Consider the following 15645-nt stretch of genomic DNA (forward strand, 5'->3'; position numbering starts at 1 on the left):
CCGAGGCGAATTCACAGCACAGCCCCGATCGCGCCCAGGTAGGCGTCGGCCATCGCCTCCACCGTGTAGTGCTTGCGCATGCGCTCATAGCCGCGTCGTCCGACCGACGGCAGCGCGTCGGGCTCCGCCATGATCCGGGCCAAGTGTTCTCGCCACCCCAACGCGGAGACGGGCTCGACCAGGAACCCCGCCCCTCCGAAATCCAACATTTCCGGGACAGCACAAATCGCCGACGCCGCGACCGGCACCGCCCTGGCCATCGCCTCGAGGATCACCACCGGGAAGGCCTCGGAGCGGCTGGGAACACACAGCAGGTCCGCGTCGGCCAGCGCGGGGCCCGGCCCGGCCGACCATCCCCGCCACTGGACGCGATCCCCCAACCCGGCGGGTGTGCGTGCCTGCAGCCTCTCTCGATCGGGCCCGTCGCCGAAAATCGACAATCGCCAGGGCATCTCAGCGAGGCCGCTCAGCGCCTCGATCAGCAGATGCGGGTTCTTGTGCTCGACGATGCGTGAGAGCATGACCAGGTGCAGCGGTCGGCCGGCGCCGCGATGCCGGGGGCTCGGCTCCCCGAGGTCGGCGACGCCGTTGGGCGCGACGAAGTACCGTCCCCGGAGCCGGTGCTGTTTGGTCAGCATGTCCCAATGGCGTTGTGCCAAAACGATGAATCCGTCCGCGCGGCGCATCGCCGCGGCCAGTGGCCGCGAGTAGATCGGCCGGTCCTCCTCGGGAGGGACGTGCGGTGCGACCAGCCATCGACGGCTCCGGCCGGCGGCGCGCCACAACGTGCCGAAGCCCACCTCGGTATTGGTGTCGCCGGTGATCAGCACCGCCGGGCCCTCGGTCATGTCGACCATCGGCGCCCACCACGGCTGGCGGATCACCCGCACCGTGTCCGGAATTTCGGCGATCAGCGGGCCGAACCGCTGCACGCAGACGACAGTGACCGCGTAGCCGCGGCGGTCCAATTCCGTTGCCAAGAGCGCCTTTTGCCGCTCGGCGCCCCCGTAGACCAGGCGGTTGGTGGCGATGACTATCGACGGCAGGCCGGTTTGCCGGCGCGCGCGTTTGCCCCGCCGTAGCCGCTGCAGGGCGGCTGTGCCGGCCAGGTACACGTCCGCGTGGTGGACGCTGTTGTGATGTTCGAGCAACAGCGCGGTGTTGGTTCGCGCCAGGTCCCGGTCGCGGCGCTGTCGGGGGCCGTCGTCGCTCACCGGGTCGCGGCGCTCGACGCCGAGCTCGTCGGCGAGCAGGATGCGCCAGCCGGCGGCGCGGGCCCGGGCCTGCCAGTCGGCCACCTCGCCGTAGCCGAAGTACTCCTCGTCGAAGGGGCCGATGGTGTTCCAGGCCGCGCGGCTGATCACCAGGCAGATCGGAGCCAAATCGCCGTCGATGCTTCGCGATTCGGGAGGCTGGTGAGAGTACCGCCGTGCGGGCGTCGTGCGACGGTGCGGGCCGGCGCGCCCGCCCGCCGCGCGCAGCTCGCGGCTGACGGTGTGGCGGCGGGCGGCGACGTCCCACGGCGCCCGGTCCGGCGCGGCGGCGTCGCGTGCGAGCGGCGAAACCGCCGCCACCCTGGGCTGACCAAGTAACTCGCGGGTCCGGTTCAGCGGCCCCAGCAGGTGGGCATGGGGGTCCAGCAGCAGGAGGTCTGTATCGGCGGGCATGTGCTCCACCAGCGTGTTGCAGGCCGCGGCGAAACCGACGTTCGCCTGGCCCGAAAACCACCGGACCGCAGGATATTTCGCGGCGAGTTCCGCATGCCCCGAGCCGCTGCGGTCGTAGACGTGAACCGGCAGCTCGGGTAGATGCTCGGCGACGCTGTCGAGGCAGACCTCGAGCGACTCGTGGCCGCGTTGGCTCACGATCAGCACGGCCAGCGAGCGCGTGGGCGGCAGGCCGGCGGTGTCGCCGACTGGGCGCTTCAGATATGCCCGGTCCGTTTCACGGGTCATGCCGTCAGCTGCTCTTCGCGCAGCGTGGCCCGCAGAGAGGTCAGGGTCGACCAGGTGATCGGGCCGAAGGTCGCGCTGGTGGCCAGGTAGGCGACGGCTGCGGCGGACAGTACCAGGATTACGTGGTGACCCGAAAGCAGCAGTGTCACAACCACGCTCGCCCCCGTCGGAATCAGCAAGCGCAGCACGAACGGCACGGGCGTGCGGTAACCGCAGCGTCGGCGCAGCCACCAGCTCGAGATCGTCATGTTGAACAGTTCCGTGCACACCAGCGCCACACCGGGGCCGACGGCGCCGAACCGCCCGGCCAGGGCGAGGTTGAGCGCGACGTTGAGCGCGAGGGTCGCCACCGTCAGCCACAGCAGGACCTGTTGATGATGGGAAGCCACCAACCCCTGGCCCAGGGTGCCACCGACGAACCGCAGGGCCGCGGCGACGAACAGCAACGCCAGTGTGGGCGTCCCGCGTTCGATGAACGCGCTCTTGCCGAACAACCCGATCAGCGGTCCGGCCAGCAGCACGCCCACAACGGCGATCGGAACCGCAACGAAGTACATCAATTCGACGCTGCGGCGCAGAAAACGGGCGAACGCCGCCACGTCGCGCGAGAACAGCTCGGTGGCCGTCGCCAGCGTCGACTTGTGGAAGATCAGCGAAACCACGATCGTGTTGAACGAGATCGTCAGGGCCAGCCCGTACACGCCCACCTCGGAGTGGGTGCTCAGCAGGGACAGGATCACGCCGTCGGCGCGGCAGTACAGGAGCCCGACGATCATAAATCCGATCAGCGGCAAGCTTTCCCGTAACAGGTCGGCGGCTTCCCGCGGGGCGAACAGCGGCCGTACCGAGATGTGCCGCATCGCGGCGGCGCCCTGGATCAGTAGCTGCACGGCCGGTGGGATCAGCTGTGCGACCGCGAACCAGATGACGTCCGAGTGCGCCGCGACCAGCCAGGCGACCATGGCCAGCGTGCTCACCCGGGCGGCGACGTCGGAGATGGCCACCGCGGAGAACCGGACGGTGGCAAGGAATACCGGTTCGAACCGTGTCGTCATGGTCTGCAGCAGCAGCCCGCCCGCCAGCACGACGAGCATCACCCGCACCTGGGTGTCGTGATAGATGAGCAGCCCCGACCCGGCCGCCAGCACCGCGAGGGGACCGCAGTAGAGAAGGGCCAGGCCGCTGTTGATGCGCACCAGGCGTTCGAGTTCGCCACGCCCGGAGGTCACCCGCCGCACGATGACGGTGGCGATGCCCAGATCGGCGAAGCTGGTCCACATCGCGACGAACGCCACCGCGATGGTGAGCTGGCCGTAGCGTCCGGGACCCAGATAGCGGGCGGTCATCGCCACCGAAACCACGGACGCGAGCATCCCCAGCGCCCGGCAGATCAGCTGGATCGAGAACGCGTGAGCCATCCGCGCGAGCGGCACCGTGGGCACCACCGCGGCGGGTGCCGTTGGCTCGGTCATGGCTCGCGAGCCTAGTAGGCTCCGTGGCTTGTCAGGACCGCTTTCACCGTCTTGGCGACGATCATCAGATCACCCGACATCGACCAGTTGTCGACGTAGGACAGATCCAGGCGCACCGACTCTTCCCAGGACAGGTCCGACCGGCCGCTCACCTGCCACAGCCCGCTGACGCCCGGCTTCACCAGCAAGCGCCTCTTGACCTCGCCGTCGTAGTTGTCGACTTCGCGGCGCAACGGGGGCCGGGGCCCGACGACGCTCATGTCCCCCTTGAGGACGTTGATGAATTGCGGGAGCTCATCGATGCTGTACCGGCGGAGAATTCTGCCGATGGGGGTGACCCGGGGGTCCTGGCGCATCTTGAACAGCATGCCGCCGGCGCCCTCGTTGACGGCCAGCAGGTGCTCGAGTTGAGTGTCCGCACCGTCGACCATCGTGCGGAACTTCAGCATCGTAAAGGGCTTTCCGTCGGTGCCGATGCGTTCCGACGGGTAGAAGACGGGGCCCTTGCTGGTCAGCTTGATGGCGATGGCAGCGGCGACCAGCACCGGTGCTGTGGCGACCAGCGCCGCCAGCGAGAACACGAAGTCGAAGGCCTGCTTCTGAAAGCGGTGCGCCCCTTCGTATTGCGGCTTGTCGACGTGCAGCAGCGGCAGCCCGCCGGTCAGGCGCAGGGTCAACCGCGCCTCGGTGACGTCCATGACGCCGGGCGACACCACCAGGTCGACGTCCAGGGTCTCCAGCTGCCACAGCAGCTCCCTGATCCCGTGCATCCCAAAGTGATCCGTTTGGGTCACCGCGACGGTGTCCGCGCCGCAGCTGCCGATCGCCGTCGCCACCTGGGTTTGGTCGCCCAGGATCGGGACCTGACGGCCGCCGATCGTCAGGGTGTTGCCGCGCGCCGGCCCGTAACCGGGGATGCAGACGCCGACCACGACGCACCCGGCCACCGGGTTACGGTCCAGTTCGTGTGCGAGGTGCGTGACCGATTGCCGGTCTCCGATCGCCAAGACGCGGGTCTGGCACTCACCCTGGACGCGCTTGTGGCAGATGTGCTTTCGCCACACGCTGCGGCTGGCCAGCAATCCCACGGTGCCGACGGGAAGCGCGATCGCCAGATAGCCGCGGGCCAGATCGACCTTGGCGAGCAACGTCACCATGGCGATGATCCCGAACGTCCAGAAGGAGGCGGTGCCGATCCGGCGGTACTCCTCGATCCCCGCGCCGATGATTCGCGTTGAGCGCGTTTGGAATATCGCGAGGGCCGACAGCCACAGCGCCGCGAACAGGAAGGAGAACAGCGTCATGGTCGGGTCCGAGTAACCCGAGGTGTTCGCGATCTCCCCGAAGCGGACGTACTGGGCGAGCATCACCGACGCGAAGACGATCACCGAGTCACTGATGCGCAGACCCTGCGAGTAGCGGTCCTGCCAGCGCTGTGCGGTATTCGCAGCAGCCGGAGCCGCGGCGGGGGCGATCACGGGCGGGCCCGCGGCCTCGCTGCGGTGCGACGCCGTCGTGCCCGCCGGCCAGGCCTTGAGCTGCCGCCAGCTGGGCGCCACGACATCCACTGTGTTGGGAACGATCACCGACTGACGCATGATGCCACCTGTTCGACTGGTGCCAATCTGGATTTGCGCGAGGGCCAGCTCGCGTCTTGCTCGGAGATGACGGTGACCGGTATCGGCCATGAGATTCCGAATTCGGGGTCGTCCCAGCGGATCCCCTGCTCGTCGGCCATCGCGTACTGGCCGCTGACGTGAAAGGTGACCTCGGTGTCGTCGACCTGCGTCTGGAAGCCATAAGCGACATACGGGGGCAAGAACAGCGTGCGTTGGTCGTCGGCGCTCAACTGCACCATCACGTGGTCGCCGTAGGTCAGCGAGTCGGGGCGGACGTCGACCGCGACGGCGGCGATGGCACCGCGCGTGCAACGGACCAGTTTCGCCTCGGCGTGCGGCGGCACCCGGCGGTACAGGCCACGCACGGTGCCGCGGGTGTAGTTGAAGTAGATATTCGTCTGCGCGACTTCGAAATCCAGCCCATGGTTGGCGAAGTCACGGGCGGAGAACGAACGTGAGGAGAACCCGCGATGGTCGTGGTTGAGTTCGAAGTCGATGATTGTCACCCCGGCGACCTTGGTGGGCGTGTACTTCACTTACCGCTCCTTCTCCTGCACCGGGCCTTTTAAAAAAACCTGTCCGCTCATGGCATGGCCTACGCGTATCCGGCGGACAGCGGGCGTGTCATCACGGTCGGGATCACGCCGTAACGTGGCCCGAGGTTCTTGCCCGAGGCGGCGGCGAGACGGGGCAGCGAGCCCATGACGCTGGGCGGCACGTTGGCGCCGGCGAGGTTGATCGCGGGTAGCGCCGACACGGCGCTGTGGGCGGCGGGAATCACGCTGGTCCAGCTCGCCGGCACCGCCAACGGACCCAGCATGGCCGCCTTGCCGAGGCTGCCGAAGATGCCGGATCCGAGCGATCCGATCGATCCGAGCGCTCCGGCACCCGAACTGGCCGCACTCGCGGCCCCCGAGGCAGCGGCCATGACGCCGTCGCCGGCGGCTTTTGCCAAGCCCTGCGCGGTCTGGGCTATGCCGAGGATGGAGGACATGCCGTAGAGGGGGGTCGCCGCCGCCGAGAATGCGCTGGGGATGGCGCCGGGGATGCCCGACGCGAGGCCGGTCATGATCGACGAATTGGCCGCATCGCCTGCGCCGGCCCCAGCGCCGGTAATGGCATCCCCGGCGCCAGAACTGGTATCGGTGACGACGTCGCTGAGGAGGGTGGTCCCGGTTTTCATCGGCGAGGACAGCTGGTGCAGCGAGTTGGGCACCTTGGACACCACATTCGCCAGGTTCGCCTGCTCCGTCTCCGAGGTGGCCTTCCCGACCGCGGCGGCCTGCTGGGCCACCCCACTCTCGTTCGTCACGTTCGGCGCCGGGGTGAACGGTGTCACCTCGCACGCGGCCGCCGAACCCGCGGCGTACGCATACATCGCCGCGGCGTCCTGCGCCCACATCTCGCCGTATTCGGCCTCGGTGGCCGCGATGGCGGCGGTGTTCTGCCCGAAGAAGTTGGTCGCAACCAGCGTCGCGAGCTGCGCCCGGTTGGCCGCGACCGCGGGCGGCGGGACGGTCATCGCGAAGGCGGCCTCGAAAACCTCCACGGCGAGTCTGGCTTGACCGGCCGTCTCCGCGGCTCGCGCTCCGGCGCCGGCCATCCACGCCATGTATGGCGCGTACGCCGACGCCATGGTCAGCGACGACGGGCCCAGCCAGCGTCCGGTGGTCAACCCGGCGATCACCGAGCGGTAGCAACTCGCCGCGGCGTGCAGTTCGGCGGCCAAAGCGTCCCAGGCCACCGCCGCGGCCATCAGCGAGAAGGGGCCGGGACCGGCGTACATCCGCGCGGAATTGACCTCCGGGGGAAGCGCTCCGAAATCGATCACTTGACGGCCTTCCCGTCAGCGGATCGCGTCGCGGATCCGGCGAAAGCGCTCACGTCGCATGCCTCGAGACCAATAAAGCCGCCAAGTTCATACCCCAAGTATGGAAATAGGCCCGTTCGAGGGCTACGGGTCATTGGCCCCTCGCTAAAGGCCGTTAGTCCCCGGTCGCGCACGCTTTTGGGGCCCAGGGCCGACGAGGGCGTGCGCGCGGCGTCCATGCCCCCTCCCACCACGCGGCCCGAATAAGGCGTGGTGAGAGGGGACATGTGCGTTCTCCTTCGTGCGATACGGACGGTCGAGGCGGTCCGCGGGTCAAATCAGACTGACGTACGCACAATAGCGTATAAAACATACTATAGGTTTGACAACACGCTGTGACATAAACCTCAAGTATTTACAGGAGCGTCAACCGGGACAGCCGTATGACTGCTAACCTCAGAAGTGGGCTAGAAATCTTGAGCGGCGTGTTCGCTCTCAATCTGTGAAGAACCGAGGTGTGTGTGCCCTGCTTGAGCAAGGCGTCGGTCGACGCAAGGGTGGGCGATGCCGCCCGCGGCGTCAGCCTCGATGCCACGGCTTGCCGCACGGTCCCGGCCGCCAAGAACTGATTTCTCGATTGCGATGACGACACATTCGACTGACGGACGCGCCGACGCGACCCGGCAACAGATTCTGCGGGCCGCGTCGCACCAGTTCGCCCGTAGGCCCTACCACGACGTCGGGCTCGACGACATTCTCGCCGAGGCCGAACTGACCAAGGGCGCAATGTATTTCCACTTCAAGTCGAAGCACGCGCTGGCGGTCGCGATCATCGAAAGCCAGGTCGAGGACGGCGCGGCCGGCGTGCGTGACCTGCTGACGCGCGGGCTCTCGGGCCTCGAGACGCTCATCGACTTCTCGTATCTGATCGCCGTCCGGGACATCAAGATTGACCTCGTCAGGTCGGGACTGAACCTGATGGAGTCGGTCGGCCTGCCCGACGGGATGCAGGAAAAGTTGTTCGACCGCTGGATCAAAAACCTGGGCAAAGTCGCCGAGCAGGCCATGGCCGAGGGCGACATCAATGAACAATGCGACCCGCAGGACATCGGCCGCATGATGGTGTCCCTGCACATGGGACTGCGAAAGACCAGCAACCTGGACGACCCGGAACGGTTCCTGGGCGACTTGGAAAAGTGCTGGTCCTTGCTGCTCACCGGGATACTTCAACCGGACCGAATCGACTACTTCCGCCAATTCCTCAGGCGGCGTGCGACGCTCGCCATCAACACCAGTTCCACCGATGACGACGCGCAGTAAAAGCGACGGGCGAGCGATCTGCGGATCCGACGAGACTGCAAAGGTACAGCGGTAATGCCGCGCCAGGTTCGGTCTGAAGCCACTCGGCAAAAAATCCTCGACGCCGCGATCGAAGTGTTCGGCGAGGTCGGGTATGCGGCCGCCGGGTGGAGCACGATCATCGAGCGGACGGGCATGACCAAAGGCGCCCTCTATCACCACTTTGATTCGAAAGAATCGTTGGCCTCGAACATCATCGAGGAAGGGTCCGACGCGATCCTCAGCGCGTACCGAAATGTCTGCAAGTCGTCGTCGCCGGGGCTGGAAAACATTGTGCACGGCTCATTCACGATCGTCGACGTGTTGGGCTCCGACAAAATGGCCCGGGCGGCCGCGCAATTGGCCACGGCATTAAGCGGATTCAACGGTGCCGCCTCGCGCTTCTACGCCAACTTGGTGCTGGAGACGGCCCAGGAGGCGCGCCGCGCGGCCAAGGAAGGCGACCTTCGGAGCGACATCGACCCCGACGTGCTCAGCGCGTCGATCGTGGGCGCCATATCCGGGACGCGGTTGATCGCGACCGCGATATCCAGCCACGGCAGGATCGGGGACGTCACCGGTGACCCCTTCGCGCGGTTGCATCAGCTATGGGAACTCCTGCTGCCCGGCGTTGTCGCGGAAGCGTCGCTGCCCTACTTCCAGCAATTTCTGCGCCGCGAAGTGATGCGCCATACCGCCGCCGACGCTTCGGACGACGACGCCGCCGGGGAAACCGAAGCCGATTAGCTTTCGGTGAGAGCCGTTGCGGGACACGTTTTCGCGTTCGCCGCAACGGCGTTTCCGTTATTGGGGTTGAAGCGCTTTCAACAATGCATACTGTTCCGGTGATGTTCCGGAAAGCTCTCGGCCGTGCAATTGCACTCGCCGGTGTCGTCGGTTTCCTGGTGATAAATGCTCCGGCGGCGTCGTGGGGTACGCCCGCCGATCCGGTCACCGCGACGGACTCGACGACGACGCTGACGCTGGCGGACCTCGGGTCTTCCTCCACCCTGGAGTTCTGGGGCCTGACCAACAACGTGCCGCTGACTCTGCCGGTGCTGCACGGGCTGACCCCGACAGCTCTGAACGCGACCGTCGAACTGCCGATCAATCTGCGGTCGGGGTTGATCACCGTGACGCAAGGCGATCGCACCATCGCTCGGGTGAACCTACCGACCACCGATCAAGCCCCGATCGTCATTCCGCTCACCGGAGCGGAGGTCATCGACAACTTTCTGAGCGTGACGGTGCGTACGTACCTGGTGCCGCTGGACGGATTTTGCTTGTACCCGGAAAGCCCGCTTCGGCTCGCCAACGGAACGGTCACCTACACCGGGGCCGAGCTGCCGCCCACCACCGTGGCTCATTTCTTGCCGCCGGTGCTGCGAAAGCTGACCATCTATCTGCCGCAATCGCCGTCAACTGCCGAGTCCGACACGGCAATCCGACTGGCCACCTCCACGGCGTCGCATTACGGCAAACAGGCTCCCGAGATCGTCGTGGTTCCGCTACAGGAAGGACAGGCGGCGCCGCCGACGCCGCCGGCGCCGCTGGAACGCCAGGTCGTCGTCAAAGAGGGCCCGGATAACGGCCTTTCGCTGCAGGGCGCGACCGGTGTGCCGTGGCTTCTCGTCTCCGGGCCGCTGGGCCAAACGGACGAATCGAACACGGCCGTGCTGTTCAGCGACCTGTCGGAGCTGGCGTTTTCCTCCAGGGCGGCGGTGGAATCGCTGAAGCCCAAGGTGCAACTACCCGCAGACACCGCCACGCTCCGCGAACTGGGGCGCCCCTTCATCAACGCGACTTCCCTGCAACCGCGGGTGTCGGTCGGAGTGGACCAGACCCGATTTGGCAGGTCGATCCGCGGGGTGCGCGTGCATCTGCTGGGTTCCTATACACCGACGCCGAACAACATCGCCGGCCGGATTGCCGTCACGATCGGTCCCGAGACCATCGATCACTGGCCCACCGATGGGCAGGGCAGCATCGACCGCTGGATCGACGTGCCGGATCGGCTGCTGCAGCGCTACACCAACATCGAATTGGTGCTCGACGTCGCGAGCAACGTCGGGCATTGCGGCGACTTTTACACCGCCGGGCCGGGAAACCAGTTGTTGACATTGAACATCAACGGCGACAGCACCATTCAGAGCAGTGGGGCCGCGCCGCCGACCCCGGACGGCCTTCAGTCGGTGCCGCAGACACTGATGCCCCGCGTGCAGGTGGGCATCGCGGAGCACTCGTTGATCGACACGGTGCGCGCGCTCGACATCCTGGTGGGTCTGCAGCGAATGAGCGCGTTACCGATCGACACGACCGTCACCGGCGTCAAGCAAGCGGTGGATTCCTCGAATCCCGCCCTGCTGATTTCCGCCGACGGCTGGAATCAGTCCGACGTGACGCTCCCCGTGGCAGCCGGGCCCAGCGGACCGATCACCGTCAACGCCGTCGGGTCCGGCGACAAGCCCACCAAGCTCACGCTGGACCCGATGCTGCGATTCGCCTCTCTCCAAACGGTTTTCAACCGCGGGCGCACACTGCTGATCGCGACGTCCAACGGGGCGCCCGGACAGCTTGACGAGCTGATCCGGTGGCTCAAGGGCGATGACAACAAGCACTGGCAGCGACTCAAAGGCGTTGCGGTGGTGTCTGTACCCGGACAAGAACCGGTGACCGTCGATCATCCGCCATTGCCGGCCGGCGCGGCCGCCGCGGGATCCGGAAGCCATTCGGATCTCGACTGGCTATGGTGGTTCGGCGCGGGTTGGGTCGCCGTGGCCATCGTCGGGGCAGGGGTGATCCTGTGGCGCGTCAGGCGCGAATCATGGCGACGCCGATAGTGTTTGACTCCGCTTGCGCGCCGATAGCGATTGACTCCGCTTCGCGCCGCTGAGGGCACCCGCTAGCGCGCTTCCTCCCAGAGCTGCTCGGTCAGGTCCTGGAACGCGGCGAGGGCGAACTGGTCATCCACCCGTCGCACCGCGGACTTGCTCATCATGGCGCGCACGACCGAGCCGTCCTTGTGTGCCAGCTCGACGACCATGTTCGCGAGAGCATGGACGGTCGCCAGCAGCGATTCCGACGCCGGGGCCTGATGGAAGATCTGTTCGAACCGCAGCGACAGCGTTTCCTCCGGCTCGTAACCCATCATGTCGGCAAACGCGGTGTTGGCGAACAAAATACTGCCGTCGTCGCCGATGGCCAGCACCGGAACCGGGATCCGCTCCAGCACCACCAGTGCGGGCAGCTCCTTCAAGGTCGTCATCGGCGATTGGCTCTGTTGCCGGTTCTGGCGTCGTTCCACAGCCCGATTATGGGCTATAGCAGAGGATATGTTGGGGGCTTTCCCCGAAAGGGATTCGGCGGCGTGGTTGAAGTCGCTTGATCCGCAACCGAATTGTTCGGCTCTTTGAACGCTCACGTCGCCGGGGCGGCGGCGTCGCAGAACCCGCTGATCAGGATGTCGACGCGGGCGCCGTGGTGGTTCGGACGTAGCCGGCCGCTGCGGTCGAGGGTGACCAGCCCGTGCAGGGCCGCCCACAGCACCTCCGTCAGCGTGTCGGCGTCCCGGGCGCCCGCGACCATGTCCACCGCGGTGCGCAGCTCGGCAAAGGCCGCCGTCAGCTCGGCGGGGGTTTCCGCGGCGGCGAACGGCAGCGTTGTCGCGCGGGTGAACATCGCATCGAAGAGCGCGGGGTTGTCACGAGCGAACGCGACGAAGGAGTGGGCGACCCGCGCCAGGGCGTCCCGGCCGTCGGTGGCGCCGCGGCGCGCGGTGCGCAGCGCGTCCGCGAGTTCGCCGAAACCCTCGACCGCGACCGATGCGGCGATGTCCTCCATGCCCGAGAAGTGTTTGTAGAGCACCGGCTGGCTGTATTCGATCTCGGCGGACAGCCGCCGGGTGGTGACGGCGTCCCAGCCCTCTTCCTCGGCCAGCTTGCGCGCGGTGGCGGTGATCAGCCGGCGCCGGGCGGCGCGTTCGCGTGCCCGGCGGTCTTCGATGGCCATCCACTCATGCTAGCGCCGATATAGAAGCTAGCGACGCTATTGACACGATCGGCTCATAGGGTTAGCATCGCTAACACCTGCAGACGAGGAGTGCGCATCATGATCGCCACGTTGTTCGCGGCCATCGCGGTGCTGGGTACCGCGGTGGTCTACGGCACCGACGTGTTCTGCGCGGTGGTGCAGCGGCCCGCGCTGGCCCGCGTCGACGACCGCGCCATGCTCGCGGTGATGGGCAACATCCATCGCTACGGAGACCGCCGGATGCCGGTGCCCGGGGCCCTCGGCCTGGTGGCTGCGGCGCTCAGCGCGGTATTCGCCGCGGTGTCCGGCCACTGGACGCAAGCCGGTGCTGCCGGCGCCTCCGTCGGCATGCTGCTGGTGTGGCTGTTGCTCTACCTACGAGTGAGCGCGCCGATCAACCACCAACTCATCGCCGCGGTCGATCGGCCCGAGCTGTCGACGAATGTTCGAGCGCTGCAACGTAACTGGGACAAGGTGATCACAACCAGGGCCACCCTGCAGGGCCTGGCGGTCGCCGGATTGTGCCTGGCGCTAGTGATCTGAACTCCGAAGGGATATCGAGACAATGACCATGGGCAAGAACATCGGACGGCTGTTGATGCGCGCGGCACCAGTGTTGAACAAACCGGTCGCGGCCATGGCGGCCTCGCCGCGCTTCGGCGCCGGCCTCAGGCGCAGCATCACGCTCGTCACCTACACGGGTCGACGTTCCGGGCGCACGTTTTCGATTCCGGTGGCCTACCGCCGCCGCGGCGACGATATCGAGATCGCCGCGAACATGCCCGAAGCCAAGACGTGGTGGCGCAACTTTGTCGGCGACGGCGCCCCGATGTCGCTGACGCTCGACGGCGCCGAACGGACCGGACATGCGATCGCACACCGGGACGCCAACGGGCGCGTCACCGTCCGCGTTCGCCTCGCCTAGTCGTTCTGGTAGCGGGGGAACACGCCCGTCGGGGGCGGCAGCACCGTGCCGGGAGTCAGCCGCGCGCCGAGGGCGGCAAATGTTCGCTGGTCTTGCGCCTGCCCCAGCAGATCCAGCAGCGTGCCGGCCGATTCGGGCATGACGGGCTGGACCAGCAGCGCCGCGATGCGAACCGCCTCGCAGGTGACGTACAAGACCGTGCGGAACCGCTGCTGATCGGCCTCCGACTCGCTCTTGCGCAAGACCCACGGCTGCTGCGCCGAAAAGTATCTGTTGGCCTCGCCGAGCATCAGCCAGATCGCTTCCAGCGCCAGGTGCATCGCCTGTGATTCGAAGCTGGCCCGCAGCCGCTCCAACAGGCCGTCGGCCGTCGCCAGCAGTTCGGTGTCGGCGGCGGTGAACTCACCGGGTTCGGGCAGCACGCCGCCCAGGTTCTTGGCGATCATCGACAGCGACCGCTGGGCCAGGTTGCCCAGTTCGTTGGCCAGGTCGGTGTTGATCCGGGTGATGATGGCCTCTTCGCTGAAGCTGCCGTCCTGGCCGAACGGGACCTCCCGCAACAGGAAATAGCGCACCTGGTCCACGCCGAACTCCTCGATCAGGGCGACCGGGTCGACGACGTTGCCCACCGACTTGCTCATCTTCTCGCCGCGGTTGAGCAGGAAGCCGTGCGCGAAAACCCTTCGCGGCAACTCGATTCCGGCCGACATCAGAAACGCCGGCCAGTACACGGTGTGAAACCGGATGATGTCCTTGCCGATCATGTGCAGGTCGGCCGGCCAGTAGCGGCGGAACATCTCCGAGTCGGTGTCCGGGTAGCCCACCCCGGTCAGGTAGTTGGTCAGCGCGTCGACCCAGACGTACATCACGTGGTCGGGATGCTCGGGCACCTGCACGCCCCAGTCGAACGAGGTGCGCGAGATGGACAGGTCGCGCAAGCCGCCCGCCACGAAACTGACGACCTCGTTGCGGCGCACCTCGGGCGCGATGAAGTCCGGGTTCGCCTCGTAGTGGGCCAGCAGCTTGTCGGCATACGCCGAGAGCCGGAAGAAGTAGGTCTGTTCCTCGGTCCAGGTCACCGGGGCGCCGGTTTCCAGCGCCACCCGGGTCCCGTCGTCGAGGAGTCTGGTTTCCGATTCGACGAAAAACCGTTCGTCGCGCACCGAGTACCAGCCCGAGTAGGTGTCCAGGTAGATGTCGCCGGCGGCGGCCATCCGGCGCCAGATCTCTTTGGACGCCTCGTGGTGGTCGGGGTCAGTGGTCCGAATGAAGCGGTCGAAGGAGATGTTCAACCGCTCCTGCAGGCGCTGGAACACATCCGAATTGCGGCGGGCCAGCTCGGCCGTGCCGATGCCCTCGGCGGCCGCCGTCTCCACCATCTTGAGGCCGTGCTCGTCGGTGCCGGTCAGAAACCGCACGTCGAACCCGTCAAGCCGCTTGAACCGGGCGATCGCGTCGGTCGCGACGTATTCGTACGCGTGCCCGATGTGCGGATCGCCGTTCGGATAGGTGATTGCGGTGGTGACGTAATACGGCCTCATCGCAGTTCACCCTATTGTGTGCGCGTGAGTTCCAAACGCCAGCCGCCCCCGGCTCCCGAGCCCTTGAGCCCGCTCGTGGATGCGCACACCCACCTCGACGCGTGCGGCGCCACCGACGCCGAGGGAGTGCGGGCCATCGTCGACCGCGCGGCGGCGGTCGGGGTCGGTGCGGTCGTCACCATCGCCGACGACCTGGAGTCGGCGGGCTGGGTCACCCGCGCCGCCGAATGGGACCGGCGGGTTTATGCCGCAACGGCCTTGCACCCGACCCGCGCCGACGCGCTCACCGAGGCCGCCCGCGCCGAGATCGAGCGCCTGGTGGCCCACCCCCGGGTGGTGGCGGTCGGCGAGACCGGCATGGACATGTATTGGCCCGGGCGGCTGGACGGCTGTGCCGAGCCCGCCGTGCAGCGGGAGGCCTTCGCCTGGCACATCGATCTGGCGAAGCGGTGCGGCAAACCGCTGATGATCCACAATCGGGAGGCCGACGCCGAGGTGCTCGACGTGCTCGCCGCCGAGGGCGCCCCGGACGTCGTGATCTTCCACTGCTTTTCCTCGGACGCCGCCATGGCGCGGCGCTGCGTGGACGCCGGATGGCTGCTGAGTCTGTCCGGCAACGCCAGCTTCCGCAACGCGCGCGCCCTGCGCGAAGCCGTCCCGTTGATACCGCCGGAGCAGCTGCTGGTGGAAACCGATGCCCCCTTTTTGACACCGCATCCTTACCGAGGGGCGGCCAATGAGCCGTATTGCCTTCCTTATACTGTTCGGGCGATCGCCGAACTGGTGGATCGTCGCCCCGAGGAGCTGGCTCACGTCACGACGAGTAACGCTCGACGGGTGTACGGATTGGCCGCCGAATGAGGCGACTGACCTGGCGATTCTGTTGACACGCCGTGTCGCAGCCGCGCCAGAGTTGCCCAACATTGGCCAGTTCGTTACCGTCTTGTGATCGAACG

The 15645-nt window shown here is 66.9% G+C and carries 14 protein-coding genes; 6 read left to right on the forward strand and 8 right to left on the reverse strand.

Features of this window, described 5'->3' with window-relative positions:
- Nucleotides 1–11 precede the first annotated feature (11 nt).
- The 5 genes from OCU_RS30005 to OCU_RS30025 are packed head-to-tail and all read right to left on the reverse strand — an operon-like array spanning nucleotide 12 to nucleotide 6877.
- Nucleotides 12–1955 carry a glycosyltransferase gene (locus tag OCU_RS30005; protein WP_014379317.1) on the reverse strand — a complete coding sequence of 648 codons (1944 nt, stop codon included), beginning with the start codon at nucleotides 1953–1955 and terminating at the stop codon, nucleotides 12–14.
- A complete protein-coding gene (locus OCU_RS30010) occupies nucleotides 1952–3427 on the reverse strand; it encodes a flippase (protein ID WP_009954299.1) in 1476 nt (491 codons plus the stop codon). The genes OCU_RS30005 and OCU_RS30010 overlap by 4 nt, the downstream gene beginning before the upstream one ends.
- Nucleotides 3428–3438: 11 nt before the next feature.
- On the reverse strand, nucleotides 3439–5025 hold the full coding sequence (locus tag OCU_RS30015; RefSeq protein WP_014379318.1) for a sugar transferase: 1587 nt from the start codon (nucleotides 5023–5025) through the stop codon (nucleotides 3439–3441).
- Nucleotides 5010–5582, reverse strand: a complete 573-nt coding sequence (locus tag OCU_RS30020) for a dTDP-4-dehydrorhamnose 3,5-epimerase family protein (protein WP_008254170.1) — start codon at nucleotides 5580–5582, stop codon at nucleotides 5010–5012. Before OCU_RS30020 ends, OCU_RS30015 begins: the two co-directional genes overlap by 16 nt.
- Before the next feature lie 59 nt (nucleotides 5583–5641).
- On the reverse strand, nucleotides 5642–6877 hold the full coding sequence (locus tag OCU_RS30025; protein WP_014379319.1) for a PPE family protein: 1236 nt from the start codon (nucleotides 6875–6877) through the stop codon (nucleotides 5642–5644).
- A 621-nt stretch (nucleotides 6878–7498) separates the two neighbouring features.
- Between OCU_RS30025 and OCU_RS30030 the strand changes: the two genes are divergently transcribed.
- From OCU_RS30030 to OCU_RS30040, 3 genes are all read left to right on the forward strand, one after another.
- The gene (locus tag OCU_RS30030) at nucleotides 7499–8176 is read left to right on the forward strand and encodes a TetR/AcrR family transcriptional regulator (RefSeq protein ID WP_009954293.1); all 678 of its coding nucleotides are present in this window, start codon (nucleotides 7499–7501) and stop codon (nucleotides 8174–8176) included.
- Nucleotides 8177–8230: 54 nt separating this feature from the next.
- Nucleotides 8231–8941, forward strand: a complete 711-nt coding sequence (locus tag OCU_RS30035) for a TetR/AcrR family transcriptional regulator (RefSeq protein WP_009954292.1) — start codon at nucleotides 8231–8233, stop codon at nucleotides 8939–8941.
- Between the two features lie 83 nt (nucleotides 8942–9024).
- Nucleotides 9025–11034 carry a hypothetical protein gene (locus tag OCU_RS30040; protein WP_014379320.1) on the forward strand — a complete coding sequence of 670 codons (2010 nt, stop codon included), beginning with the start codon at nucleotides 9025–9027 and terminating at the stop codon, nucleotides 11032–11034.
- Nucleotides 11035–11096: 62 nt separating this feature from the next.
- On the opposite strand, the gene OCU_RS30045 is transcribed toward OCU_RS30040, so the two are convergent.
- Together OCU_RS30045 and OCU_RS30050 are read right to left on the reverse strand one after the other, a co-directional pair.
- The gene (locus tag OCU_RS30045) at nucleotides 11097–11459 is read right to left on the reverse strand and encodes a PAS domain S-box protein (protein ID WP_008254177.1); all 363 of its coding nucleotides are present in this window, start codon (nucleotides 11457–11459) and stop codon (nucleotides 11097–11099) included.
- Nucleotides 11460–11611: 152 nt separating this feature from the next.
- Complete coding sequence (locus tag OCU_RS30050; protein WP_014379322.1) at nucleotides 11612–12202, reverse strand: TetR/AcrR family transcriptional regulator; 591 nt, start codon at nucleotides 12200–12202, stop codon at nucleotides 11612–11614.
- A gap of 90 nt (nucleotides 12203–12292) precedes the next feature.
- Here OCU_RS30050 and OCU_RS30055 point away from each other — a divergent pair, with 90 nt between their 5' ends.
- Nucleotides 12293–12766 carry a DUF1772 domain-containing protein gene (locus OCU_RS30055; RefSeq protein WP_014379323.1) on the forward strand — a complete coding sequence of 158 codons (474 nt, stop codon included), beginning with the start codon at nucleotides 12293–12295 and terminating at the stop codon, nucleotides 12764–12766.
- A 22-nt stretch (nucleotides 12767–12788) separates the two neighbouring features.
- Nucleotides 12789–13148 (forward strand): nitroreductase/quinone reductase family protein, encoded by a 360-nt coding sequence (locus OCU_RS30060; RefSeq protein ID WP_009954286.1) that lies wholly within the window; start codon nucleotides 12789–12791, stop codon nucleotides 13146–13148.
- Here the strand turns inward: OCU_RS30060 and metG are convergent.
- The gene (gene metG / locus OCU_RS30065) at nucleotides 13145–14689 is read right to left on the reverse strand and encodes a methionine--tRNA ligase (RefSeq protein WP_014379324.1); all 1545 of its coding nucleotides are present in this window, start codon (nucleotides 14687–14689) and stop codon (nucleotides 13145–13147) included. The two genes, OCU_RS30060 and metG, sit on opposite strands and share 4 nt — an antisense overlap.
- Before the next feature lie 18 nt (nucleotides 14690–14707).
- Between metG and OCU_RS30070 the strand changes: the two genes are divergently transcribed.
- Nucleotides 14708–15550 carry a TatD family hydrolase gene (locus tag OCU_RS30070; protein ID WP_026071421.1) on the forward strand — a complete coding sequence of 281 codons (843 nt, stop codon included), beginning with the start codon at nucleotides 14708–14710 and terminating at the stop codon, nucleotides 15548–15550.
- The last annotated feature ends 95 nt before the right edge of the window (nucleotides 15551–15645 follow it).

Source organism: Mycobacterium intracellulare ATCC 13950, from assembly GCF_000277125.1.
Classification (GTDB): domain Bacteria; phylum Actinomycetota; class Actinomycetes; order Mycobacteriales; family Mycobacteriaceae; genus Mycobacterium; species Mycobacterium intracellulare.

Excerpts from the sequence above, each read along its gene's own strand:
- OCU_RS30030 (WP_009954293.1), top strand. The coding sequence starts at position 7,499 with ATGACGACACATTCGACTGACGGACGCGCCGACGCGACCCGGCAACAG.
- OCU_RS30010 (WP_009954299.1), bottom strand. The coding sequence starts at position 3,427 with ATGACCGAGCCAACGGCACCCGCCGCGGTGGTGCCCACGGTGCCGCTC.
- OCU_RS30050 (WP_014379322.1), bottom strand. The coding sequence starts at position 12,202 with ATGGCCATCGAAGACCGCCGGGCACGCGAACGCGCCGCCCGGCGCCGG.
- metG (WP_014379324.1), bottom strand. The coding sequence starts at position 14,689 with ATGAGGCCGTATTACGTCACCACCGCAATCACCTATCCGAACGGCGAT.
- OCU_RS30035 (WP_009954292.1), top strand. The coding sequence starts at position 8,231 with ATGCCGCGCCAGGTTCGGTCTGAAGCCACTCGGCAAAAAATCCTCGAC.
- OCU_RS30040 (WP_014379320.1), top strand. The coding sequence starts at position 9,025 with ATGCATACTGTTCCGGTGATGTTCCGGAAAGCTCTCGGCCGTGCAATT.
- OCU_RS30060 (WP_009954286.1), top strand. The coding sequence starts at position 12,789 with ATGACCATGGGCAAGAACATCGGACGGCTGTTGATGCGCGCGGCACCA.
- OCU_RS30015 (WP_014379318.1), bottom strand. The coding sequence starts at position 5,025 with ATGCGTCAGTCGGTGATCGTTCCCAACACAGTGGATGTCGTGGCGCCC.
- OCU_RS30045 (WP_008254177.1), bottom strand. The coding sequence starts at position 11,459 with ATGACGACCTTGAAGGAGCTGCCCGCACTGGTGGTGCTGGAGCGGATC.
- OCU_RS30005 (WP_014379317.1), bottom strand. The coding sequence starts at position 1,955 with ATGACCCGTGAAACGGACCGGGCATATCTGAAGCGCCCAGTCGGCGAC.